20 protein-coding genes are annotated in these 21,345 nt (G+C 66.4%); 10 read left to right on the top strand and 10 right to left on the bottom strand.

Annotation, left to right across the window (positions count from 1 at the left end; translation table 11 throughout):
• The first annotated feature begins 55 nt into the window (after positions 1-55).
• The gene (locus tag WKB25_RS09625) at positions 56-655 is read left to right on the top strand and encodes a lipocalin family protein (RefSeq protein ID WP_340570203.1); all 600 of its coding nucleotides are present in this window, start codon (positions 56-58) and stop codon (positions 653-655) included.
• A 154-nt stretch (positions 656-809) separates the two neighbouring features.
• Here WKB25_RS09625 and WKB25_RS09620 read toward each other — a convergent pair whose 3' ends face one another.
• The 3 genes from WKB25_RS09620 to WKB25_RS09610 form a co-directional block, all read right to left on the bottom strand.
• Positions 810-1,499, bottom strand: coding sequence for a methionine ABC transporter permease (locus WKB25_RS09620; RefSeq protein WP_100553603.1), 690 nt, complete (start codon positions 1,497-1,499; stop codon positions 810-812).
• Positions 1,496-2,503 (bottom strand): methionine ABC transporter ATP-binding protein, encoded by a 1,008-nt coding sequence (locus WKB25_RS09615; RefSeq protein ID WP_340570202.1) that lies wholly within the window; start codon positions 2,501-2,503, stop codon positions 1,496-1,498. The genes WKB25_RS09620 and WKB25_RS09615 overlap by 4 nt, the downstream gene beginning before the upstream one ends.
• A gap of 161 nt (positions 2,504-2,664) precedes the next feature.
• Positions 2,665-3,561, bottom strand: coding sequence for a DMT family transporter (locus WKB25_RS09610; protein ID WP_340570200.1), 897 nt, complete (start codon positions 3,559-3,561; stop codon positions 2,665-2,667).
• 83 nt (positions 3,562-3,644) lie between these two features.
• On the opposite strand from WKB25_RS09610, the gene WKB25_RS09605 reads away from it, so the two are divergent.
• Entirely contained in the window at positions 3,645-4,127 is a 483-nt protein-coding gene (locus tag WKB25_RS09605) for a YajQ family cyclic di-GMP-binding protein (protein WP_099820599.1), read from the top strand.
• 38 nt (positions 4,128-4,165) lie between these two features.
• Here WKB25_RS09605 and WKB25_RS09600 read toward each other — a convergent pair whose 3' ends face one another.
• From WKB25_RS09600 to WKB25_RS09590, 3 genes are all read right to left on the bottom strand, one after another.
• A complete protein-coding gene (locus WKB25_RS09600; RefSeq protein WP_340570198.1) occupies positions 4,166-5,257 on the bottom strand; it encodes a helix-turn-helix domain-containing protein in 1,092 nt (363 codons plus the stop codon).
• A gap of 435 nt (positions 5,258-5,692) precedes the next feature.
• Entirely contained in the window at positions 5,693-6,820 is a 1,128-nt protein-coding gene (locus WKB25_RS09595) for an NAD(P)-dependent alcohol dehydrogenase (RefSeq protein ID WP_340570197.1), read from the bottom strand.
• Positions 6,821-6,837: 17 nt separating this feature from the next.
• Entirely contained in the window at positions 6,838-8,304 is a 1,467-nt protein-coding gene (locus tag WKB25_RS09590) for a benzaldehyde dehydrogenase (RefSeq protein WP_340570196.1), read from the bottom strand.
• 195 nt (positions 8,305-8,499) lie between these two features.
• Here WKB25_RS09590 and WKB25_RS09585 point away from each other — a divergent pair, with 195 nt between their 5' ends.
• Together WKB25_RS09585 and WKB25_RS09580 are read left to right on the top strand one after the other, a co-directional pair.
• Positions 8,500-9,066, top strand: a complete 567-nt coding sequence (locus WKB25_RS09585; protein WP_340570194.1) for a DUF1415 domain-containing protein — start codon at positions 8,500-8,502, stop codon at positions 9,064-9,066.
• Complete coding sequence (locus WKB25_RS09580) at positions 9,063-9,863, top strand: SDR family oxidoreductase (protein ID WP_340570192.1); 801 nt, start codon at positions 9,063-9,065, stop codon at positions 9,861-9,863. Before WKB25_RS09585 ends, WKB25_RS09580 begins: the two co-directional genes overlap by 4 nt.
• An 88-nt stretch (positions 9,864-9,951) precedes the next feature.
• Here the strand turns inward: WKB25_RS09580 and WKB25_RS09575 are convergent, their stop codons facing one another.
• Positions 9,952-11,982: a M3 family metallopeptidase gene (locus WKB25_RS09575; protein ID WP_340570191.1), complete on the bottom strand. Its 2,031-nt coding sequence runs from the start codon at positions 11,980-11,982 to the stop codon at positions 9,952-9,954.
• Positions 11,983-12,152: 170 nt separating this feature from the next.
• On the opposite strand from WKB25_RS09575, the gene WKB25_RS09570 reads away from it, so the two are divergent.
• Entirely contained in the window at positions 12,153-12,557 is a 405-nt protein-coding gene (locus tag WKB25_RS09570) for a hypothetical protein (protein WP_340570190.1), read from the top strand.
• 100 nt (positions 12,558-12,657) lie between these two features.
• On the opposite strand, the gene WKB25_RS09565 is transcribed toward WKB25_RS09570, so the two are convergent.
• On the bottom strand, positions 12,658-13,770 hold the full coding sequence (locus tag WKB25_RS09565; protein ID WP_340570188.1) for a PLP-dependent cysteine synthase family protein: 1,113 nt from the start codon (positions 13,768-13,770) through the stop codon (positions 12,658-12,660).
• 126 nt (positions 13,771-13,896) lie between these two features.
• On the opposite strand from WKB25_RS09565, the gene gloA reads away from it, so the two are divergent.
• Entirely contained in the window at positions 13,897-14,415 is a 519-nt protein-coding gene (gene gloA, locus WKB25_RS09560; RefSeq protein ID WP_340570186.1) for a lactoylglutathione lyase, read from the top strand.
• A 125-nt stretch (positions 14,416-14,540) separates the two neighbouring features.
• Positions 14,541-14,969 (top strand): VOC family protein, encoded by a 429-nt coding sequence (locus tag WKB25_RS09555; protein ID WP_340570184.1) that lies wholly within the window; start codon positions 14,541-14,543, stop codon positions 14,967-14,969.
• Between the two features lie 68 nt (positions 14,970-15,037).
• Here WKB25_RS09555 and WKB25_RS09550 read toward each other — a convergent pair whose 3' ends face one another.
• Together WKB25_RS09550 and glmS are read right to left on the bottom strand one after the other, a co-directional pair.
• The gene (locus tag WKB25_RS09550; protein WP_089237013.1) at positions 15,038-15,469 is read right to left on the bottom strand and encodes a CBS domain-containing protein; all 432 of its coding nucleotides are present in this window, start codon (positions 15,467-15,469) and stop codon (positions 15,038-15,040) included.
• Positions 15,470-15,917: 448 nt separating this feature from the next.
• Positions 15,918-17,756, bottom strand: coding sequence for a glutamine--fructose-6-phosphate transaminase (isomerizing) (glmS, locus tag WKB25_RS09545; protein ID WP_340570180.1), 1,839 nt, complete (start codon positions 17,754-17,756; stop codon positions 15,918-15,920).
• 216 nt (positions 17,757-17,972) lie between these two features.
• On the opposite strand from glmS, the gene WKB25_RS09540 reads away from it, so the two are divergent.
• From WKB25_RS09540 to WKB25_RS09530, 3 genes are read left to right on the top strand one after another with little or no spacing between them, the layout of a single operon-like run.
• A complete protein-coding gene (locus tag WKB25_RS09540; RefSeq protein WP_340570178.1) occupies positions 17,973-19,250 on the top strand; it encodes an efflux RND transporter periplasmic adaptor subunit in 1,278 nt (425 codons plus the stop codon).
• Positions 19,251-19,288: 38 nt separating this feature from the next.
• Positions 19,289-20,011, top strand: a complete 723-nt coding sequence (locus WKB25_RS09535) for an ABC transporter ATP-binding protein (protein WP_032976565.1) — start codon at positions 19,289-19,291, stop codon at positions 20,009-20,011.
• A 10-nt stretch (positions 20,012-20,021) separates the two neighbouring features.
• Positions 20,022-21,326, top strand: a complete 1,305-nt coding sequence (locus WKB25_RS09530; RefSeq protein WP_340570174.1) for an ABC transporter permease — start codon at positions 20,022-20,024, stop codon at positions 21,324-21,326.
• Positions 21,327-21,345 lie beyond the last annotated feature (19 nt).

Raw genomic sequence — 21,345 nt, 5'->3', positions numbered from 1 at the left:
GATTGCGTGCACACAGTGACCATGCGCGGGCAAGCCCACTGGAGCCCGCTCCCGCATGACCTCGATCCGCCCGCTCTGCGCTGTGTTGCTGGCCCTGTCCCTGGGCGGTCCGGCAGTGGCTGCCAATTCCCCACCGTCGTCCCGCAACAGCGCCGCAGAGGCCTCTGCAGACGGGGTGATCGACCTGCAGCGCTTCATGGGGACCTGGTACGTGATCGGCCGCGTGCCGAACTTCATCGAACGCGGCCACGTCGCCAGCGTCAACCAGTACGAGCTGCGCGAGGATCACAAGGTCGTCATCACCTATCGCTACCGCGATGGCTTCGGCGAGCCCCTGCAGGAAATCCGCGCGCGTGCCAGTGTTGATCCGGAGAGTGGCAACCATGGCTGGCGCACCTGGTTCTACCGGGTCGTGCCGACCCATTCGCGGGTGCTGGAAGTAGCGCCGGACTATTCCTGGGCGCTGATCGGCTACCCGGGCCGCGAGATGGCCTGGATCTTCTCGCGTACGCCGGACATGGACAAGGCCCTGTACAAGGACCTGGCCGAACGCCTGCGCGACGAGTACGGGGTGAACACCGACAAGCTCAAGCGCGTGCCGCAGCACGCCGAACAGGTCGGCAAGCTGGGCTACGAAGTGCCGAACGTGCGTTGATCGAATGCGGTAGTGCCGGCCGCTGGCCGGCAACTGCACGTTGCGTCAGGAATTCACGAGGTTGCCGGCCAGCAGCCGGCAGTACCAAACACGAGGTTGCTGGCCAGCGGCAGCGGCACGCCCCGAACGATGCAGGGCGCGGCCCGGCATTCTGTTATCTGCGGCTGTAATGCGCGACCAGGCGGTCGCCCAGCATCTGCAGCAGCTGCACCAACACCAGCAGCAGGACCACGGTGACCAGCGCCACGTCGGTATGCGATCGCTGGTAGCCATCGCGGAACGCCAGGTCACCGAGGCCACCGGAACCGATCGCACCGCCCATCGCCGTGAAACCGATCAGGGCCACGGTGGTCACCGTCGCACCGGCAATCAGGCCCGGCCGTGCTTCGGGCAGCAGCACGCGGGTGACCAGCTGCCAGGTGGTAGCGCCCATGGCCTGGGTCGCCTCGATCACTCCGCGATCCACTTCACGCAGCGCGGTTTCCACCAGGCGCGCATAGAACGGCGCAGCACCGATGACCAGCGGTACGATCGCGCCACGCACACCCAGCGAGGTACCCATCATGAACAGGGTCACCGGGATCAGCACGATCATCAGGATGATGAAGGGCACCGAGCGCAGCAGATTCACCACCAGCGCAAGCACTCCGTAGGCGAACGGCCGGCGCTTCAGCTGTGGCGCACCGAACAGGTACAGCAGCACGCCCAGCGGCAGGCCGATGGCCAGGGTCAGTGGCAGCGAACCGGCCAGCATCAGCAGGGTGTCGATGGTGGCCTGGCCGATGTCGGCCCACTTGCCTGCATCCAGGTGGCGGAAGAAGCCGCCGGCGGTAGCGATGATCATCGACGCAGTTCCTCAACGTGCACGCCGGCAGCCACGAACGCGGCCTGCGCGGCGGACTGGTCACCGCCCACCAGGGCGACGATCAGCTGGCCATACGGGGTGTCCTTGATCCGGTCGATACGGCCGGACAGGATGTTGTAGTCGACCCCGGTCTGCCGCGCGACACTGCCGAGCAGGGGTTCGTAGGTGTCGGCGCCGAGGAAGGTCAGGCGCACGACACGGCCACCGACAGCGTCGAAATCGCGGTGCAGCGTGCCCTCGTCCACCTGCTCCGACTCGTTGACGAAACGGCGGGTGGTCGGATGCTGCGGGTGCAGGAACACCTTCGTCACCGGGCCGGTCTCGACCAGCTGGCCGGCATCGAGTACAGCCACACGATCGCAGACGCGACGGATCACGTCCATCTCGTGGGTGATCAGCACGATGGTCAGGCCCAGTTCGCGGTTGATCTTCGACAGCAGCGCCAGCACTGAGGCGGTGGTCTGCGGATCGAGCGCGCTGGTGGCCTCATCGCACAGCAGGATCTGCGGGCGGGTGGCCAGTGCGCGGGCGATGCCCACGCGCTGCTTCTGCCCGCCCGACAGCTGCGCCGGGTACTTGTCCGCATGCGCCTGCAGGCCGACGGTCTGCAGCAGTTCGGCCACGCGTGCTTCGATCTCGGCCTTCGGCGTACCGGCCAGTTCCAGCGGGAAGGCGACGTTGCCGGCCACCGTGCGCGAGGACAGCAGGTTGAAGTGCTGGAAGATCATGCCGATCCGGCGGCGCAGCGCGCGCAGGCCCTCCGGCTCCAGCGCGGTTACATCTTCACCGGCGATCAGCAGACGGCCACCGCTGGGCTCCTCCAAGCGGTTGATCATGCGGATCAGCGTCGATTTGCCCGCTCCGGAATGGCCGATGATGCCGAACACCTCACCGGCCTCGATGGTCAGGTCCAGCGGCTGCAGCGCGCTGACCGCGCGGCCGGCAACGGCATAGGATTTGTGCAGGCGCTGGAACTCGATCACGGGATCAGCTCACCGGGAGGGCGATGGAAGGGGGCGTGCAGCCTACCAGCGCCGGCGCTCGCGCGCCCGCGCCATGGGCCAGAATGTTATTCCTTTTGGTTCTAAGTCGCTCGCATCGGCGCATTGGCAGGGGCTCTGACCCATTCCCCGGCCACACCGGTTCAGGGATGGTCCAACGGTTTCGGCGGTTCCTGCCGGTTCAGCCGCTCGCGGTGCAGCAGGTACAGGCCCGAGGCGACGATGATCGCCGCACCCGCCCAGGTGTAGCCGTCCGGCAACTGCCCCCAGAACGCAAGGTCCCAGCCGATCACCCAGACCAGGCCGCTGTACTCCAGCGGCGCGATCATCGAGGCCTCACCCAGCTGGAAGGCCTTGGTCAGCGCGATCTGGCCCAGCGCTCCGGCCAGGCCCATGCCGGCGATCAACGGCGCATGCGCCATCTGCAGCGGTACCCAGCCGGGGATCGCCAGCAGCCCGGCGCCGATGGCCATGATGACCAGGAACCAGACCACCATCGACTGCGAGGTATCGGTGCGGGTCAGCAGGCTGACGGTGATCGCGGCGATGGCATAGGCGGTGGCAGCGGCCAGCACCATCAGGCCCGGCACCGAGATGAAACCGCCCACGCCCGGCCGCAGCACCACCAGCACGCCGACCAGGCCGATGCCGATGGCCACCCAGCGCCGCGGCCCTACCCGCTCGCCCAGCAGCGGCACCGACAAGGCAGCAATCAGCAGCGGCGCGACAAAGTAGATGGTGTAGGCGGTGGACAGCGGCAGGTCGCGCAGGGCGAACACGAAGCAGCCGATCATTGCCATGCCCAGCCCGCCGCGCAGCAGGTGCAGGCCCCAGCGACGCGGAATGAGCGAACGTGGCCCGGCACTGGCCAGGACCCAGACCAGCACGAAGGGCAGCGACGCGATGCCCCTCAGGAAGGTCACCTCCAGCGAGGGATAGCTGGCCGAGAGCTGCTTCATGCCGGCGTCCATCAGCGAGAAACAGGCGACGGCGGCGACCATCCAGGCCACGGCGCGCGAAGGGGAGCGTTGCAGGTTCATGGCCCATTATCACCGACCGCGGACGTTGCCGCCGCGACCGGCGCGATAGAATGAGCGCCACTGATTTCTGCGGAGTAACGCCCATGCCTTCCTTCGACGTTGTGTCCGAAGTCGACACCCACGAACTGACCAATGCGCTCGACCAGGCCAACCGCGAGCTTGCCACCCGCTTCGACTTCAAGGGCGTGGACGCCAGGTTCGAGCGAGACGGCGAAGTGATCACCCAATCCGCGCCGAGCGAGTTCCAGCTCAAGCAGATGAACGACATCCTGCGCGCACGCCTGGCCGCCCGCAGCATCGATGTACTCAGCCTGGAATATGGCGACGTGGAAACCAACCTGGCGCAGGCCCGGCAGAAGATCACCGTCAAGCAGGGCATCGAGCAGAAGATCGCCAAGAAGATCGCCGCGGCGCTGAAGGAAGCCAAGCTGAAGGTGGAAACCCAGATCAACGGCGACAAGCTGCGGGTGATGGGCAAGAAGCGCGACGACCTGCAGGATGCCATCGCCGTGCTGAAGGCCGGCAAGTTCGAACTGCCGCTGCAGTTCAACAACTTCCGCGATTGATCGACGCCGGGGTGTAGCGCCGGCCCCCGTTGCCGGCCTCACTCGCGCAGCAGTCTGTACAGCGTTGTCCGCGAGATTCCGAGTTGGCGTGCAGCGAGGCTGAGGTTGCCGTCGGCAGCATGTGCGGCACGCCGCGCTGCATCGCGCTGCTGGTCACGCAGTGGCGCCGCCTGCACGGGCGCCGCGGCCATGGCCGGCGAGCGCGTCCGTGCAGCGCGCGGTGCCTGTAGATGCTGCAGATGGACCGCGCTGCCCTCGCCCAACCGCACCCGATGCGCAGGACCAGGCTGCAGCAGTCGGCGTCGCTGTGCGGCGCTGGCGCCGGCAAACAACGTATCCAGCGAAAGCAACGGCAGCGGCCCGCGCCGTGGCAGGCCAAGCAGACGCCGGGCGACGCGGTTGGCGGCAAGCAACTGGCCGTCTTCCTGCACCGCCAACAGGCCCTGCAGCGGTGATGCCAGCCAGCGCGGATCATGCTGCACCGCCAGCAGGTGCACATTACTGAGCGTGTGCATCAAGCGGTTCTCGATGGCCAGCGCTGCCTGCCGGAAATAGCCCTGCAGCAATGCCGGATCGCGTTCCCCCAACCCGGTGATGTCGATCGCACCGCAGACTTGCCCCTGCAGGTCATGCAGCGGCTCACTCAAGCAGAACACGGGGGCGAACCGCTGCAGATAGTGTTCGTTGCCGCGTACCAAGGCGGGCAGGTCGTCGGCCAGGCTGACCGCAGGCGCGGTGGTACCGATCTCGGCCTCGCCCAGCCGCCGTCCCACCTGGATCGGCCGCAGCAGCGGCGCATCTTCCAGGCCATGGGCGCGATGCACGATCACCATGCCCTCGCGGTTGGCGCAGAACATCGTCCATCCCCGCGCACCGAACGCGGACCACAACTGCTCCAGCTCGGGCTGCACGCAACGCGCCAGGCGACGGTCGTTGCGGGACTCCAAGTGGTGGCCGTTGCCCTGCAGCGGCGGGTAATACGGCTCCTGCCCGGGGTGCACACCGGCTGCATGCGAGCGCTGCCAGGACTGCTGCAATGGCAAAGGCAGCATCGCCAGCGACTGCACATCGCCCTCGGCAAAGGCGGCACGGGCCGCCGCCAATTGCTGTTGCCCGACTGTCGTGGCCATCATGGACGCAGGGTACACCCGCGCACGCCACGCCCGCGTTACGTCCCGACAACGGAGCATTTCTGTTTTCGTCAGGCGTTCATGTGTCGACCAAGGTCGACACCCACCAAGAGCAGGCCATGCCATTCCAACAGATTCCGGAGATCTGTCGAAGGCGGGGTGGGTCCGGTTGCGGGGGTGTCCGCGGCATGGGCCCGAGGCATGCCTCGGGTGGGTTGGGCAGGACGCCCAACCCTGGTCTTGCCGTGTGCGCAGGACAGCGCATACGAGCAAGCCGCGGCCAAGCCTACAGGGACGCATTTACGGCGTCCCCCGCAACCGGACCCACCCCGCCATCCCACGGATAGCCAGCTGTTGCTGTTGCTTCGGCCGTTGCCGTTGCCGTTGATTCGGCGGGTGCAGGGCGCAGCCCTGCAGACCCAGTCCACCCTCACCTCACGCCGCGATCCGCAGGATCGGCTTCAGCGTGATGCCCCGCGTACTGTCCTCGGCGGCCTGGTTGATCTGCTCCAGCGGATAGAACTTCACCAGCCTGTCGAACGGGAAGCGCCCCTGCTGGTACAGCGTCACCAGCTGCGGAATGAACACCTGCGGCACGCTGTCGCCCTCGACGATGCCGCGGATGCTGCGGCCACCCAGAAGCAGGTTGTTCACATCGAAACTGGCGGTCGTGCCCAATTTCGGCGCGCCAACCACGCCCATCATGCCCAGCCCGCCCAGCGCCTCGATACCTGCGGAGAGAACCTCCGGACGACCGGTGGATTCCAGCGCGAAATCGGCACCGCCACCGGTGATCGCACGCACGGCCTCGATCACGTCGGTCTCGCGGCTGTTGACCACGTGTGTGGCACCCAGCTCCATGGCCAGCTGCAACCGCGAGGGCACCACGTCGATGGCAATGATGGTGGTGGCACCGGCGACCTTGGCCGCCATCACCGCGCTCAGGCCGACCGCACCGGCGCCATAGCTGGCGAAGCTGCTGCCCGATCGCACCTGCAGCGAGTTGAGCACCGCACCGGCACCGGTCTGGATACCGCAGCCCAGCGGGCCGAGCAGCTCCAGCGGCGCATCCTCAGGCACCCTGATCGCGTTGATCTCGCGCGCCAACGCAAACGTGGCAAACGACGACTGTGCAAAGAAGTGATCGTGCAGCGGCTGGCCCTGTGCATCGGTGATGGCGGTATGGCCGTGGCCATCGTCGCCACCGAAGTTCAGCGCGAAGAAATCGCGACAGTACGCACCATGTCCACCCCGGCAGGGATTGCAGTGGCCGCACTGGCCGTAGGTCAGCACCACGTGGTCGCCGGCCTTCAGTTCACGCACGTTGGGGCCGACCGCCTCGACGATGCCTGCGCCCTCATGGCCCAGCACCGCCGGCAGCGGCACCGGATAGTACTGGTCACGCACGATCAGGTCGGTGTGGCACAGGCCGGTCGCCACGATCTTCACCAGCACTTCGTCGTCCTGCGGGCCGCGCAGGCGCGCCTGCTCGATGACGAAGGGCTGTTCCTTGCCGCGCACCACGGCGGCGGTGATGTCACGCGATCCACTGTTGCTGCTCATCGTTGCGTTCTCCTCGATCAGATGGGATAGGCCGGGGCTTCGCCCTTGACCGTCATCCATTGCCACTGGGTGAATTCCTCCACGTTGGCCGGGCCACCGATGCTGGTGCCGTTGCCGGACGCGCCGACCCCGCCGAAGGGATTGATGACCTCATCGTTCACGGTCTGGTCGTTGATGTGCAGCAGACCGGTACGCAGGCGCTCGCCCAGCTTCAGCGCGCGGCCGACATTGCGGGAGACGATCGCCATCGACAGGCCGTACTCGCTGTCATTGGCCAGGCGCACGGCTTCGTCGTCGTCATCGAACGGCACCACCACCGCTACCGGCGCGAAGATCTCTTCGTTGAACGCCGGATTGTCGGCGCTGACGTTGCCGAGCACGGTCGGTGCGAAGAACAGATCCTGATGGGTGCCACCGGTTTCAAGGGACGCACCGGCCTTCACCGCGTCGTCGACCACGCGCGCCGCATGGTCGCGTTGCGCGGCATTGATCAGTGGCCCCAGCGCCACGTCCTCGCGTGCCGGGTCGCCCACCTTCAGCGACTTCGCCTTGGCCACCAGCTTCTGCAGGAACGCCTGATGGATGCTTCGCTGTACCAGCACGCGGCCGGTCGCCATACATATCTGGCCCTGGTGCAGGTAGACGCCCCACGCGGTATTGGCCACCGCCAGATCGAGGTCGGCATCATCAAGAATGATCAGTGAATTCTTGCCACCCAGCTCCAGCGAGACCTTCTTCAGGTGCTTGCCGGCGGCTTCGCCAACCTTGCGTCCAGCCGCCGTCGAACCGGTGAACTGGATCATAGCTACATGCGGATCACCGGTCAGCGCGGCACCGGCGGCACCGTCGCCGGGCAACATGTGCAGCACACCCTGCGGAAGGCCGGCCTGCTCGAACAGGCGTGCGATCACCGCACCACCGCACACCGCCGTGCGCGGGTCAGGCTTGAGCACCACGGCATTGCCGAGAGCGATGGCCGGGGCCACCGCGCGCATCGCCAGGTACAGCGGGAAATTGAACGGTGAGATCACCCCCACCACACCCAGCGGACGGCGCCGTGCCAGATTCAGCCGCCCGGGCTCGGACGGCAGGATCTCACCCACGCTGCGCGAGGGCAGTGCAGCGGCCTCATGCAGCGCCTTGATGGTCACCTTGGCCTCGAAACCGGCCTTCAGGCGGGTGGAGCCGCTTTCGCGGACCAGCCACTCGACCAGCGTATCGATGTTGTCTTCGGCCAGGCGCGCAGCCTTGCGCAGCACCACGGCGCGCTGTTCGTAAGGCGCCGCCGCCCATGCCTGTTGTGCCTGCGCCGCAGCGGCTGCAGAACGCGCGACCTGCGCCGCGTCGGCCAGGCCGATCTCACCAAGCGACTGCCCGGTGGCGGGCTCGATCACCGGCTGGCGCTGTGCGGCAGCGCTCCATTGACCATCGAAGAAGGCGCCTGACCAGAGTGTGTCCGGCAGCCATGGGGAAGATGCAGTCATGTGAAGTCCTCCTGTGTCGTGCCGCCATTGCACGCCTGGCCCGCTGCGTCGGCAATCGGCCATTGGCGTGATATCGGCAAGGGATTGAATCGATGGGAATTTCCAGCATCGCCGTTGTCCAGTTCCTGCACAGTGAACGGCGCCCCAGCATCGGCGTGCCTACAATGGCCACCCCCGCCAGCCGATGCGCCCGCCATGACCGACACCCCCCTGCCCACCGATGACCCGATCGCCGCCACCCGCCTGTGGTTGGAGCGCATCGTCATCGGCCTGAATCTGTGCCCGTTCGCAAAGGCGGTGTACGTGAAGGACCAGGTCCGCATCGTGCTGAGCGACGCGACCACACCGGAAGCCCTGGTGGAGGAACTGGCCGAAGAACTGGTGCTGCTGCGCGACACGCCGGCCGAACAGATCGATACCACCTTGATCGTGCACCCGCAGGTGCTGACCGACTTCCTCGACTACAACGACTTCCTCGACAACGCCGATGCGGCGATCGAGGCGCTGGACCTGCAGGGCATCCTGCAGGTGGCCAGCTTCCATCCGGACTATCAGTTCGATGGTGTTGCCGCTGATGACGCCAGCAACTACACCAACCGCGCGCCCTACCCCACCCTGCACCTGCTGCGCGAAGACAGCGTGGCACGCGCGGTGGATGTCTACCCGGACCCGGACGTGATCGTCGAACGCAACATCCAGACCCTGGACCGGATCGGTGTTGAGGGCTGGCACCGTCGTCTGCGTGGTGAAGACCTGTCATGAGCGCAGTGCCGCCGATTGCCACCTGGCCGGTTGCGCCGCTGCACGGCAGGGTCGTGCTGGTCACCGGCGGTGCCAATGGCATCGGCCGCGGCATCGCCCAGGCGGTGCTCGGGGCCGGCGGCCGGGTGCTGATCGGTGATCTGGACATGGAGGCGGGCCTGGCCTGCCTCGCCGAATGGCAGCGCGGCGATGATGCGGCGTTCCAGCGGCTGGACATCACCGACGAAAGCAGCGTGCGCGACTTCATCACCGTCGCCCTGCAACGCTTCGGCCGCATTGACGGCCTGGTCAACAATGCCGGCATCGCCGGGCCGCACGGCACCCTGCTGCAGGACATGGAGTGGGAAGAATGGCAGCGCCGGCTTTCATCGCTGCATGGTGCGTTCCTGTGCAGCAAGCATGCGTTGCCGGCGCTGTCGGTCGATGCAGGCGCGATCATCAACATCGCGTCGACGCGCGCCTGGCAGTCCGAGCCGCACAGCGAAGCCTACGCAGCGGCCAAGGGCGGGCTGGTGGCCTTCACCCACGCGCTGGCGATCAGTGCCGGACCGGCGGTGCGGGTGAACAGCATCAGCCCCGGCTGGATCAGCACCGATGCCTGGCAGGCGCCATCGCACCGGCACGAGCCGCAGTATTCGGTCACTGACCATGCCCAGCATCCGGTGGGTCGGGTCGGGCAACCGGAGGATATCGGCGCGCTGGCGGTGTACCTGCTTTCATCGTTGTCCGGATTCAGCACCGGCCAGGATTTCATCGTCGACGGCGGCATGACCCGGAAGATGATCTACGCCGAGTGATCCCGTGCCAACCAAGGTTGGCACCTACCAGGGCATCAAGCATCGATTTCCAGTAGATCCACGCCATGCGTGGATGACGGTAGCGTGCTTACGCCATACCGGAATGCCGCAGCAGCGCATCGATCTGCGGCGCACGGCCACGGAAGGCCTTGAAGTTTTCGGCGGCCGGACGACTGCCACCGCGCGACAACACCTCGTCGCGGAAACGCGCGCCGGTCGCGGCCAGCGCCTGCGGCGCTTCCTCGAACGCGGCGTACGCATCCGCACTCAGCACTTCGGCCCACTTGTAGCTGTAGTAACCGGCGGCATAGCCACCGGCGAAGATGTGGCTGAACTGATGCGGGAAGCGATTCCAGCTCGGCGGATGGTTCACAGCCACTTCCGCACGCACGCGCTCAAGCAGTGCCAGCACGCTGTCCTGCGCTGCTTCGAACTGACTGTGCAGCAGCATGTCGAACAGACCGAATTCGAGCTGGCGCACGGTCGCCATGCCGCTGTGGAAATTGCGTGCGGCCAGCATGCGCTCGTACAGCGCACGCGGCAGCGGCTTGCCGCTGTCCACATGCGCGGTCATGCCCTGCAGATGGTCCCATTCCCAGCAGAAGTTCTCCATGAACTGGCTCGGCAGCTCCACCGCATCCCACTCCACGCCGTTGATGCCGGCCACGCCCAGTTCGCCGATCCGGGTCAGCAGTTGATGCAGGCCATGCCCCATTTCATGGAACAGCGTGGTCACTTCGTTGTGGCTGAAGGTCGCCGGCTTGCCACCGGCGCCACGGCCGAAGTTGCACACCAGGTACACCAATGGCGTCTGCACGCTGCCATCGGCGCGCTCGCGGCGGTTGCGGCAGTCATCCATCCACGCGCCGCCACGCTTGCCTTCGCGGGCGTACAGGTCCAGGTAGAACTGGCCCACCAGGTTGCCCTGCGCGTCCACCAGGCGGAAGAAGCGCACGTCCTCATGCCAGACCGGCGCGCTGTCTTCCTGCACGCGCAGGCCATACAGCTGCTCGATCACCGAGAACAGGCCGCCGAGCACTTTCGGCTCGGTGAAGTACTGCTTCACTTCCTGCTCGGAATAGCTGTAACGCGCCTGCTTCAGCCGGTCGGCGGCGAACGCCAGATCCCAGGCCTGCAGGCTGTCGATACCGAGATGCTCGCGGGCGAACTGTTCCAGCTCGGCACGGTCCTTGGCGGCGAACGGCTTGGCACGCGCAGCCAGGTCACGCAGGAAACCCAGCACTTCGGCGGGGTCCTTGGCCATCTTGGTGGCTACCGAATAGTCGGCGTAGGAATCAAAGCCCAGCAACGCGGCCAACTCGGCACGCAGTGCAAGGATGCGATCAATGTTGCCGCCGTTGTCCAGCGCATCGTCGCCGAACTCGGACGCGCGTTGCGCACTGGCGCGGTACAGGATCTCGCGCAGGTCGCGATCCTCGCCCCAGGTTTGCACCGGCAGGTAGCACGGCATCTGCAGGGTCAGCTTCCAGCCCGTCTTGCCGTCCTTCTCCGCTGCCGCGCGTGCAGCGGCCTTCACGTCGTCCGGCACGCCAGCCAGACGCGCCGGGTCTTCGACGATCAGCGACCACGCATCGGTGGCATCGAGCACGTTCTGCGAGAACTTCGCCGACAGCGCCGACAATTCTTCCTTGATGGCGGCGAAACGCTGCTGCGCGCCCGCATCCAGTTCGGCACCGCCCAGGCGGAAATCACGCAGGGTGTTTTCCAGCACCTTGCGGCGCGCCTCGTCGAAACCGGCCGCTTCGGTGCTGCCCGCCAGGGCCTGGTACTGGCGGTACAACGCCAGGTTCTGGCCCAGTGCACTGGCAAAGCGGGTCACCCGCGGCAGGTTGCTGTTGTACACCTCACGCAGTTCGGGCGTGTTGACCACGCCCTGCAGATGGCCGACCAGGCCCCAGGCACGCCACAGTCGTTCGGTGGCATCGTCCAGCGGGGTAACGAAGGCCTGCCAGCTGACCGGCTGCACCTGCTCGGCAGCGCTGACCGCCGCCTCGGCCTGCGCCAGCAGCACGTCCAGCGCCGGCGCCACATGTTCGGGGCGGATCGCCTCGAAGCGCGGCAGGCCGGAAAAATCGAGCAGGGGGTTGGCAACGGTCACGGCAGGTCTCCAGAGTACGGGCCCGGCAGCGCGGGCAGCCAGACCGATATGGCGCTTGCCGGGCTGGCAGACAAGGGGCGTCGGGCCATTGTTCACGTCGGCCTTACGGCCGTCGGCTGAAGCTTGCGGCGCGGGGGAGACCGCAGCGGAACGTGTCGAGGAGGCCCCACATGGAAGGTCTGGCTCCAGCTCCATCCGCAGTATGTTCACCATCGCTGGCGCTGTCGGCCAGCCCGACCGAACTGGCCTGGATCGCCGCGCTGTGCGATGCGGGCGACGATGCGCCGCGCCACCTGCAGCAGTTGCAGGCACTGCAACACCAGGGCGGCAGGTTCAGCGACGAGCAGGAGTGGTATCCGTTCGAGGTGATCGAACGCGGCGCCAGCCAGGTGCAGTCAGGGCACGAGCGCGAGTTCGTCATCTGCGTGCTGCTGTGGCTGCAGGCCCTGGCCCAGGGCCGGGCCAGCAGCCTGGACCCGCGCCTGCACCTGGACGACCGCGCCGTGGAGATCGAGGCCCTGCCCGATGCCCTGCGCGATGCGGTGCTGGATGCGTTTACTGCAGCCGGATATTGATCGGGGTGCGACTCACCGCTGCGCTCGCCGGGCGCGCCCCGCCGCTACCGGCTCGGGTGATCGGTAGCGCCGGGCCATGCCCGGCGGAAATGCCGGCCGGCTACAGCGCTTCCAGGCTGCACCACGGCAATCCAGGCAGGCCCTGCCCGGCCGCCGCCGCCGCTACCTGTGCGTCGGCCGCTTCCACATCGATTCCCTGCCGCACATACCAGGCCGGGTCGTAATAGCTGTGCGCATAGCGATCGCCGCTGTCGCACAGGATGCTGACGATGCTGCCCTTGCGACCCGCCTCGCGCATCCACTGCGCGGCCTGCAGCACGCCGATGAAATTGGTGCCGGTGGAGCCGCCGACGCGGCGCCCCAGCTGGCGGCTGACGTGGCGCATCGCAGCCAGGCTCAAGGCGTCGGGCACCTTCACCATGGCGTCGACACTGGTCGGAATGAAGCTCGACTCCACCCGCGGCCGGCCGATGCCTTCCACCCGCGAGCCGCCGTTGCAGGTCATGCCGCGCCACGCGTTGCCGCCGGCCAGGGCAGCCTGGTAGCCGTCGAAGAACACCGAGACTTCCGGGTCTGCACACAGGATGCGGGTGTCGTGCCGGCGATAGCTGACGTAGCGGCCGAGCGTTGCGGCCGTACCGCCGGTGCCGGGGCTGCACACGATCCAGTCCGGAATCGGGCTGGGCTCCTCGGCCATCTGCTTGAAGATGGATTCGGCGATGTTGTTGTTGGCTCGCCAGTCGGTGGCGCGCTCGGCATAGGTGAACTGGTCCATGAAGTGGCCGCCGGTTTCGCGGGCCAGCTTTTCCGAATCGCAGTTGAGGTCGCAGGCGCGCTCGACCAGATGGCAGCGGCCACCGTGGAACTCGATTGCCGCGATCTTCTCCGGCGACGTCGTGGCCGGCATCACCGCGATGAACGGCAGGCCCAGCAGTCGCGCGAAGTAGGCCTCGGACACGGCGGTCGAGCCGCTGGAAGCCTCGATCACCGGCCGCCCTTCGCGCAGCCAGCCGTTGGCCAGGGCATACAGGAACAGCGAGCGCGCCAGCCGATGCTTGAGACTACCGGTGGGATGGCTCGATTCATCCTTCAGGTACACCTCGATGCCCTCGAACCCGGGCAAGGCCAGCGGGATCAGGTGGGTATCGGCGGAACGGTTGAAATCGGCTTCGATCTTGCGGATGGCGGCGGCCACCCATTCACGCTGCGACATGGCGGGCAATGGTCATCAGGACGGAACGGTGCGATCTGTCCATTGTACGTCGCGGTGCCGTCAGCTGCCGGCCCGTAGAATGACGTCTATCCGGCCGGCAACGGCCCTGTCTGAAGGACCTCCCCCATGACCATTCCCGCCCTGCGCGATGTCCCCGGCGTCGCCGCCCAGGCCCCGGCCGAAACCACCGGCTTCGTCTTCAACCACACCATGCTGCGGGTCAAGGACGCCACCGCCTCGCTGGACTTCTACACCCGCGTGCTCGGCTACCAGCTGATCGACAAGCGCGACTTCGCCGAAGCCCAGTTCAGCCTGTACTTCCTGGCCTATGTGCCGGCCGGCGCCGTGGTGCCGGAAGATGACAACACCCGCCGCCTGTGGATGGCCGGCCTGCCGGGCGTGCTGGAACTGACCCACAACCACGGCACCGAGACCCAGGACGGCTCCGTCTACCACGACGGCAACAGCGACCCGCGCGGCTTCGGCCACATCTGCGTGTCGGTGCCGGACATCGAAACGGCCTGCCAGCGTTTCGAGGAGCTGGGTGTCACCTTCCAGAAGCGCCTGACCGACGGCCGCATGAAGAACCTGGCCTTCATCAAGGACCCGGACGGCTACTGGGTCGAGATCATCGCCAACGCCTGACCCAGAAAGGGGCACAATTCCGGTAGCGCCGGGCCATGCCCGGCGGCCTTGAGCAGGCCGCGCTGCGCGCTCGCCGGGCGCGGCCCGGCGCTACCGACTCCGCCCCCCTTTTTTGCGAGGTTCGTATGGAAACGATGGAACTGCACCGTGGCCGCCTGATCGACCACATCCAGCTGGTAGTGCGCGATCTGGCGGCCAGTCGCCGCTTCTACCAGGCGGTGTTCGACACGATCGGCATCCCGGTGGCCGGTGAAGGCGATGACTACTTCTGGGCCGACGAGCTGTTCATTTCCAGCGCCAGCAGCGAGGCCGCTGCCGGCCAGCTGACCGGTCGCCACCATCTGGCGTTCCAGGCCCGCGATACCGCCACCGTCGATGCTTTCCACAGCGCTGCGCTGGCGGCAGGCGGCACCGACAACGGCACGCCGGGCGAACGCCCCTACCATCCGGGCTACTACGGCGCCTTCGTGCTCGATCCGGATGGCAACAACATCGAGGTGGTCTACCACGGCCCGGCGAACTACAGCGCCGATTCGGTGAAGGTGAGTTTCTGAGCCGGCAGAAGCGCTGAAACGAAGAAGCCGGGCATTGCCCGGCTTCGTCTCATCGCACTGCGCAGGCCTCAGTGGGCCGCCATGTAGATGTCCTGCAGCACGGCCTTTTCCAGCTCCAGCTCGCCCAGCAGGTTCTTCACGATGTCACCCAGGCTGAGGATGCCGACCAGCGTGGCACCATCGGTGACCATCAGGTGGCGACGGCGCGAGTAGGTCATCAGGGACATGGCCTGCTTCAACGTGGCGTCCGGCGCGATGCCTTCCAGACCGGTGGACGGCAGGCTGGAAATCACCCGTCGGCCAGCCTGCGGACCATCATCGGCCAGGCTGCGGACGATGTCCTTTTCGGAGATGATGCCGACCGGGGCATCATCCTTCATCACTACCAGCGCGGCGATTCTATTCGCGCTCATCTTGTGCGCGGCGGCACCGATCGTGTCTTCCGTGTCGATGGTGATGACAGCTTCTTTCTTGGATTGCAGGAGCTCGCGGACGTTCATTCTTGTTTCCTGGTGCAGGTCACTGAAGTCAAAAAAGTGTGCTCTGCCGATTCGCCCCCTCCCCGGGAACAGACCCTTCAGCGCACGTCTGGCGCACTTTGCCGGATCTGGCATTTCGCCAGCAGGCGGGCTAGGTGCTGCAACGCGAACGAGGCGGGTTCAACGGCTCAACCCGGATCTCGGTCAACTCGATTCTACGACTGCGTCCATCGGTCACTAGCGGCATCGATGGGACAGTACGTCGTAGGAACCTTCGACGCTTCCGAGAATCGCACCCGGGCTGAAACCGGCGCTGAATGCAGGCGATATCGTGCATTAAAGATTGATTGCGTCCTGCCGACGCGGGACAGAACACCCGACGCCTGTCCCACTTGCGGTTGCCAACGGCGCAAACGAAAGGGGCCACGTGGGCCCCTTTCGCATGCAGCATCCAATGGATCCGGCGGCCTTACTCCACCGTCACGCTCTTGGCCAGGTTGCGCGGCTTGTCCACGTCGGTGCCGCGTGCCAGCGCGGTGTGGTACGCCAGCAGCTGCACCGGGATGGTGTGCACCACCGGGCTGAGCACGCCGGCATGGCGCGGGGTGCGGATCACGTGCACGCCCTCGGACTCGTTGAAGTTGCTGTCCTGGTCGGCGAACACGAACAGCTCGCCGCCACGCGCACGCACTTCCTGCATGTTGGATTTGACCTTCTCCAGCAGGCTGTCGTTGGGCGCGATCACCACCACCGGCATGTCCTCGTCCACCAGCGCCAGCGGCCCGTGCTTGAGCTCACCGGCCGGGTACGCCTCGGCGTGGATGTACGAGATTTCCTTCAGCTTGAGCGCGCCTTCCAGGGCGATCGGATAGTGCAGGCCACGGCCCAGGAACAGTGCACTGCTCTTGCGTGCGAAGCGCTCGGCCCATGCGGCGATCTGCGGCTCCATGTTCAACGCATGCTGCACGCTGCCCGGCAGGAAACGCAGCTGCTCCAGGTAGTCCGCTTCCTGTGCTGCATCAACGCGGCCATGCAGCTTGCCCAGCACCACGGTCAGCTGGAACAGCGCGGCCAGCTGGGTGGTGAACGCCTTGGTCGAGGCCACGCCGATCTCGGCGCCGGCGCGGGTGTAGCAGACCAGTTCGCTGGCGCGCGGAATCGCACTTTCCGGCACGTTGCAGATCGACAGCGTGTGCGTGTGGCCCAGCGACTTGGCGTACTTCAGCGCCTCCATCGTATCCAGCGTTTCGCCGGACTGGGAGATGGTCACGATCAGATGCTTCGGATTCGCGTAGGCCGCGCGGTAGCGGTACTCGCTGGCGATCTCCACGCTGCACGGCAGGCCGGCGATGGCCTCGATCCAGTAGCGCGCGGTCAGGCCCGAGTAGTAACTGGTACCACAGGCCAGGATCTGCACGCCCTCGATGCCCGACAGCACCGCTTCGGCATTCCTGCCGAACAGTTCGGCCGGGAAGCCACCAGCGTCGATGGCCGCTTCGATGGTGTCGCCCAGCGCACGCGGCTGCTCGTGGATTTCCTTCTGCATGAAGTGGCGGTACGGGCCCAGTTCCAGCGAGGCCAGCGAGACATCGGAGAGATGCACATCGCGCTCGATCGGCTGATCGTGGCCGTCGAAGATGCGCACCCCATCCCGGCGGATCTCGGCGGTGTCGCCCTCTTCCAGGAAGATCACCTTGCGCGTGGCCGACAGTACGGCCGACACGTCGGACGCCACGAAGTTCTCGCCCTCGCCCAGGCCAACCAGCAGCGGGCAGCCCATGCGGGCGCAGACGAAACGTTCCGGCTCGGCACGGCTGACCACGGCCAGTGCATAGGCACCGGTCAGTTCCTTGACCGTGTGCTGCAGCGCGACCAGCAGGTCATCGCCGTTCTTCAGATGGTGATGAATCAGATGGGCGATCACTTCGGTGTCGGTCTGCGACTCGAAGGTATAGCCCAGCGCGCGCAGCTTCTCGCGCTGCTCTTCATGATTCTCGATGATGCCGTTGTGCACCAGCGCCACGCCATGGCTGATGTGCGGGTGCGCATTGGCTTCGGTCACGCCACCGTGGGTAGCCCAGCGCGTGTGGCCGATGCCCAGACTGGCAGTGAAGCCTTCAGCCTCCGCAGCCGTGGCCATCTCCGAGACACGACCGGTACGGCGCACGCGGCGCACCTCGGGCCGTTCGGCCTGATCGATCACCGCGATGCCGGAGGAATCGTAACCGCGGTATTCCAGTCGCTTCAGTCCTTCGATCAGCAGCGGCACCACGTCGCGCCCGGCGATCGCACCTACGATTCCACACATGTCACGCATTTCCTTGAAGACGGTCGGCGCATTCTAGCCTGCGTGTCGGCCAGCCCCCCCTCCTGTCCGCTTAATGAAAGTGTCCGGAAAGGTGTCCGCGGACACCCGGACAGTAACGACACATCTGCAAATCATTGATGGAAAAGGAAATAAAGTTGGCACGCTGTGTGCTTTGTGTAGGGCACCACTCTGGCACCACCGACAGGCACGAACCCGATGATCCGCGACACCTCCGCCCAGGACCAGATCGTTTCCTCCGCTTCGACCAGTGCTCCCAAGGCCGCATGGCAGCGTTACCGCTGGCCGGCGCTGGCGGGCATCGCCCTGCTTGCCGGCATCGGCTGGGCCGTGCATGCGTGGTCCAACGCCAGCCGCTCGTTCGACAGCAGCCGGGTGCGCGTGGCCGAAGTGCAGCGCGGCGACCTGGTGCGCGACATCGCCGCCGACGGCCGCGTGATCGCCGCCAACAGCCCGGTGTTGTATGCAATCTCCGCCGGCACGGTGGACCTGAAGGTAGTGGCCGGCGACGTGGTCAAGAAGGGCCAGGAACTGGCGATCATCGACAGCCCCGAGCTGCGCAGCAAGCTCGCCCAGGAAGAGGCCACCCTGGCCGGCCTGGAAGCCGAGGCCAGCCGCGCCAACCTGGATGCCACCCTGGCCCGGGCCAAGTCACGCAAGGAAACCGACCAGGCCAACATCGAGCGGCAGGCCGCCGACCGCGACCTGCAGCGCTACCAACGCGGCTTCGATGGCGGTGCGGTGCCGCAGATCGATCTGGCCAAGGCCCAGGACACCCTGAAGAAGGCCGACATCAGCCTGGCCAATGCCACCACCGATGCGCGGCTGCAGAGCCAGGGCGCGGATCTGGACGCACGCAACAAGCGCTTGCTGGCCGACCGCCAGAAGGCCGTGGTGGCCGAAGTGCGGCGCCAGGTGGACGCACTGACCCTGCGCGCACCGTTCGATGGCCAGGTCGGCCAGGTGCAGGCTGTTCAGTCCACCAACCTTGCCGCCAACGCGCCGGTGCTGGGCGTGGTCGACCTGTCCAAGTTCGAAGTCGAAATCAAGGTGCCGGAAAGCTTCGCGCGCGATCTGGCGATCGGCATGCCGGCGCAGCTGACCGGTGGCAATGGCCAGCCGTTCCCGGGCGAGATCAGTGCGGTGTCGCCGGAAGTGGTCAATGGCGAAGTCAACGCCCGCGTCCGCTTCGCTGCGGCCCAGCCTGAAGGCCTGCGCCAGAGCCAGCGGATGTCGGTGCGGGTGCTGCTGGATACCCGCAGGAATGTCATGAAGGTCGAGCGCGGCCCGTTCGTGGAACAGGGCAACGGCGTGGCGTACGTGATGGATGGCCGCACCGCGGTGCGCCGTCCGATCGAACTGGGTGTCAGCAGCCTGGGCGAAGTGGAAATCAAGTCGGGTGTGCAGCCAGGGGACCGCATCGTGGTCTCGGGCAGCGACCTGTTCAAGGACGCCGAACGCGTCTCCGTCAACTGACAACTCACAACTCATACATCCTGGAGAGAGGACACCCCATGTACATGCTCGAAATGCGTTCGGTCGCCAAGGTCTTCCGTACCGAACAGGTGGAAACCCACGCGCTGCGTTCACTGGAACTGCAGGTCAAGGAAGGCGAGTTCGTCGCCGTCACCGGTCCGTCCGGCTCCGGCAAGACCACCTTCCTCAACATCGCCGGCCTGCTGGAAACCTTCACCAGTGGCACCTACATGCTGGACGGCCAGGACGTCAGCAAGCTCGGCGACGATGCGCGCAGCCGCCTGCGCAACCAGAAGATCGGCTTCATCTTCCAGGGCTTCAACCTGATTCCGGACCTCAACCTGTTCGACAACGTGGACGTGCCGCTGCGCTACCGCAAGATGAGCGCCGGCGAGCGCCGCGAGCGCATCGAGAAGGCGCTGAGCCAGGTCGGCCTGGGCTCGCGCATGAAGCACTACCCGAACGAACTCTCCGGCGGCCAGCAGCAGCGCGCGGCAATTGCTCGCGCCCTGGCCGGCAGTCCGCGCCTGCTGCTGGCCGACGAACCGACCGGCAACCTGGACACGCAGATGGCGCGCGGGGTGATGGAACTGCTGGAGGAGATCAACGCCGCCGGCACCACCATCGTGATGGTCACCCACGACCCGGAACTGGCCGCGCGCGCGCAGCGCAACGTACACATCGTCGATGGCCAGGTCACCGACCTGGTACGCGAGCCGGTGCTGGCTACCCCGCGTCGCATCGTCGCCGTCAACGAGTGAGGGCACGACCATGTTCGCCTACTACGCCCGACTGGCGGTGCGCAGCTTCCGCCGCAACAAGGTACTGACCGCGCTGATGGTGGTGGCCATCGCGCTGGGCATCGGTGCTTCGATGACCACCCTGACCGTGTTCCACGTGCTGTCTGGCGACCCGATCCCGGACAAGAGCGACCGCCTGTTCTACGTGCAGGTCGATCCGCGCCCGCGCTCGGGTTACCTGACCGGCGAAGAGCCGGAGACCCAGATGACCCGTTTTGATGCCGAAACGCTGCTGCGCGAGAAGCGTGGCGAGCGCCAGGCGATGATGAGTGCCGGCGATGTGACCGTCGAGCCGGAAGGCAGCACGTTGCAGCCGTTCAACATCGATACGCGCTGGACCTCGGCCGATTTCTTCCCGATGTTCAACGTGCCGATGCTGTATGGCCGCGCCTGGACGGCCAGCGACGATGACGGCCGCGCCCGCGTGGTGGTGCTGTCCAAGGTGATCAACGACAAGCTGTTCCAGGGGGCGGACAGTGTTGGCCGTGAGATCCGTGCCGATGGCCATTCGCTGCGCGTGATCGGGGTGATGGACACCTGGAATCCGGAGCCGCACTTCTTCGACCTGACCGTCGGCAACTACGGCCGCGAAGAGGACCTGATGATGCCGCTGTCCACCGCGATGGACCTCAAGCTCGGCAGCAACGGCAACATGAACTGCTTCCGCGACGGCGCACCCGATGACGACAGCAATTCGATCAACGCGCCGTGCACCTGGATCCAGTACTGGGTGGAGCTTGACCCGTCCAAGGCCGAAGACTATCGCCGCTACCTGGTGAACTACTCGGACCAGCAGCGGGCTGCCGGCCGTTTCGAGCGCCCGGCCAACGTGCGCCTGCGCAGCGTGATGGAGTGGCTGACCTTCAACAACGCAGTACCCAGCGACGTCCGCCTGCAGATGTGGCTGGCGCTGGGTTTCCTCGGTGTCTGCCTGGTCAACACCGTCGGCCTGCTGCTGGCCAAGTTCCTGCGCCGCAGCGGTGAAATCGGTGTGCGTCGCGCACTGGGTGCCAGCCGCGGGCAGATCTTCCTGCAGTGCCTGGTCGAAGCGGGTGCGGTGGGCGTGGTCGGTGGCGTGCTCGGTATCGGCCTGGCGCTGCTGGGCCTGTATGCGGTGCGCCAGCAGCCGGTGGACTACGCCAAGCTGGCCCACCTCGACGGCAGCATGCTGCTGCTCGCCCTCGGCCTGACCCTGCTGGCCAGCATTGCTGCCGGCTTCCTGCCCGCCTGGCGCGCGATGCAGGTCACCCCGGCCATCCAGCTCAAGTCGCAGTAAGCACCAGAACGAGGACCTC

This window comes from Stenotrophomonas sp. G106K1 (assembly GCF_037969685.1).
Classification (GTDB): domain Bacteria; phylum Pseudomonadota; class Gammaproteobacteria; order Xanthomonadales; family Xanthomonadaceae; genus Stenotrophomonas; species Stenotrophomonas lactitubi.
This window is presented reverse-complemented; position numbering and strand designations above follow the sequence as displayed.

Coding starts and splice junctions, on each gene's coding strand:
- WKB25_RS09625 (WP_340570203.1), top strand. CDS start 56: ATGACCTCGATCCGCCCGCTCTGCGCTGTGTTGCTGGCCCTGTCCCTG.
- WKB25_RS09620 (WP_100553603.1), bottom strand. CDS start 1,499: ATGATCATCGCTACCGCCGGCGGCTTCTTCCGCCACCTGGATGCAGGC.
- WKB25_RS09610 (WP_340570200.1), bottom strand. CDS start 3,561: ATGAACCTGCAACGCTCCCCTTCGCGCGCCGTGGCCTGGATGGTCGCC.
- WKB25_RS09605 (WP_099820599.1), top strand. CDS start 3,645: ATGCCTTCCTTCGACGTTGTGTCCGAAGTCGACACCCACGAACTGACC.
- WKB25_RS09600 (WP_340570198.1), bottom strand. CDS start 5,257: ATGGCCACGACAGTCGGGCAACAGCAATTGGCGGCGGCCCGTGCCGCC.
- WKB25_RS09595 (WP_340570197.1), bottom strand. CDS start 6,820: ATGAGCAGCAACAGTGGATCGCGTGACATCACCGCCGCCGTGGTGCGC.
- WKB25_RS09590 (WP_340570196.1), bottom strand. CDS start 8,304: ATGACTGCATCTTCCCCATGGCTGCCGGACACACTCTGGTCAGGCGCC.
- WKB25_RS09585 (WP_340570194.1), top strand. CDS start 8,500: ATGACCGACACCCCCCTGCCCACCGATGACCCGATCGCCGCCACCCGC.
- WKB25_RS09580 (WP_340570192.1), top strand. CDS start 9,063: ATGAGCGCAGTGCCGCCGATTGCCACCTGGCCGGTTGCGCCGCTGCAC.
- WKB25_RS09570 (WP_340570190.1), top strand. CDS start 12,153: ATGGAAGGTCTGGCTCCAGCTCCATCCGCAGTATGTTCACCATCGCTG.
- WKB25_RS09565 (WP_340570188.1), bottom strand. CDS start 13,770: ATGTCGCAGCGTGAATGGGTGGCCGCCGCCATCCGCAAGATCGAAGCC.
- gloA (WP_340570186.1), top strand. CDS start 13,897: ATGACCATTCCCGCCCTGCGCGATGTCCCCGGCGTCGCCGCCCAGGCC.
- WKB25_RS09555 (WP_340570184.1), top strand. CDS start 14,541: ATGGAAACGATGGAACTGCACCGTGGCCGCCTGATCGACCACATCCAG.
- WKB25_RS09550 (WP_089237013.1), bottom strand. CDS start 15,469: ATGAACGTCCGCGAGCTCCTGCAATCCAAGAAAGAAGCTGTCATCACC.
- glmS (WP_340570180.1), bottom strand. CDS start 17,756: ATGTGTGGAATCGTAGGTGCGATCGCCGGGCGCGACGTGGTGCCGCTG.
- WKB25_RS09540 (WP_340570178.1), top strand. CDS start 17,973: ATGATCCGCGACACCTCCGCCCAGGACCAGATCGTTTCCTCCGCTTCG.
- WKB25_RS09535 (WP_032976565.1), top strand. CDS start 19,289: ATGTACATGCTCGAAATGCGTTCGGTCGCCAAGGTCTTCCGTACCGAA.
- WKB25_RS09530 (WP_340570174.1), top strand. CDS start 20,022: ATGTTCGCCTACTACGCCCGACTGGCGGTGCGCAGCTTCCGCCGCAAC.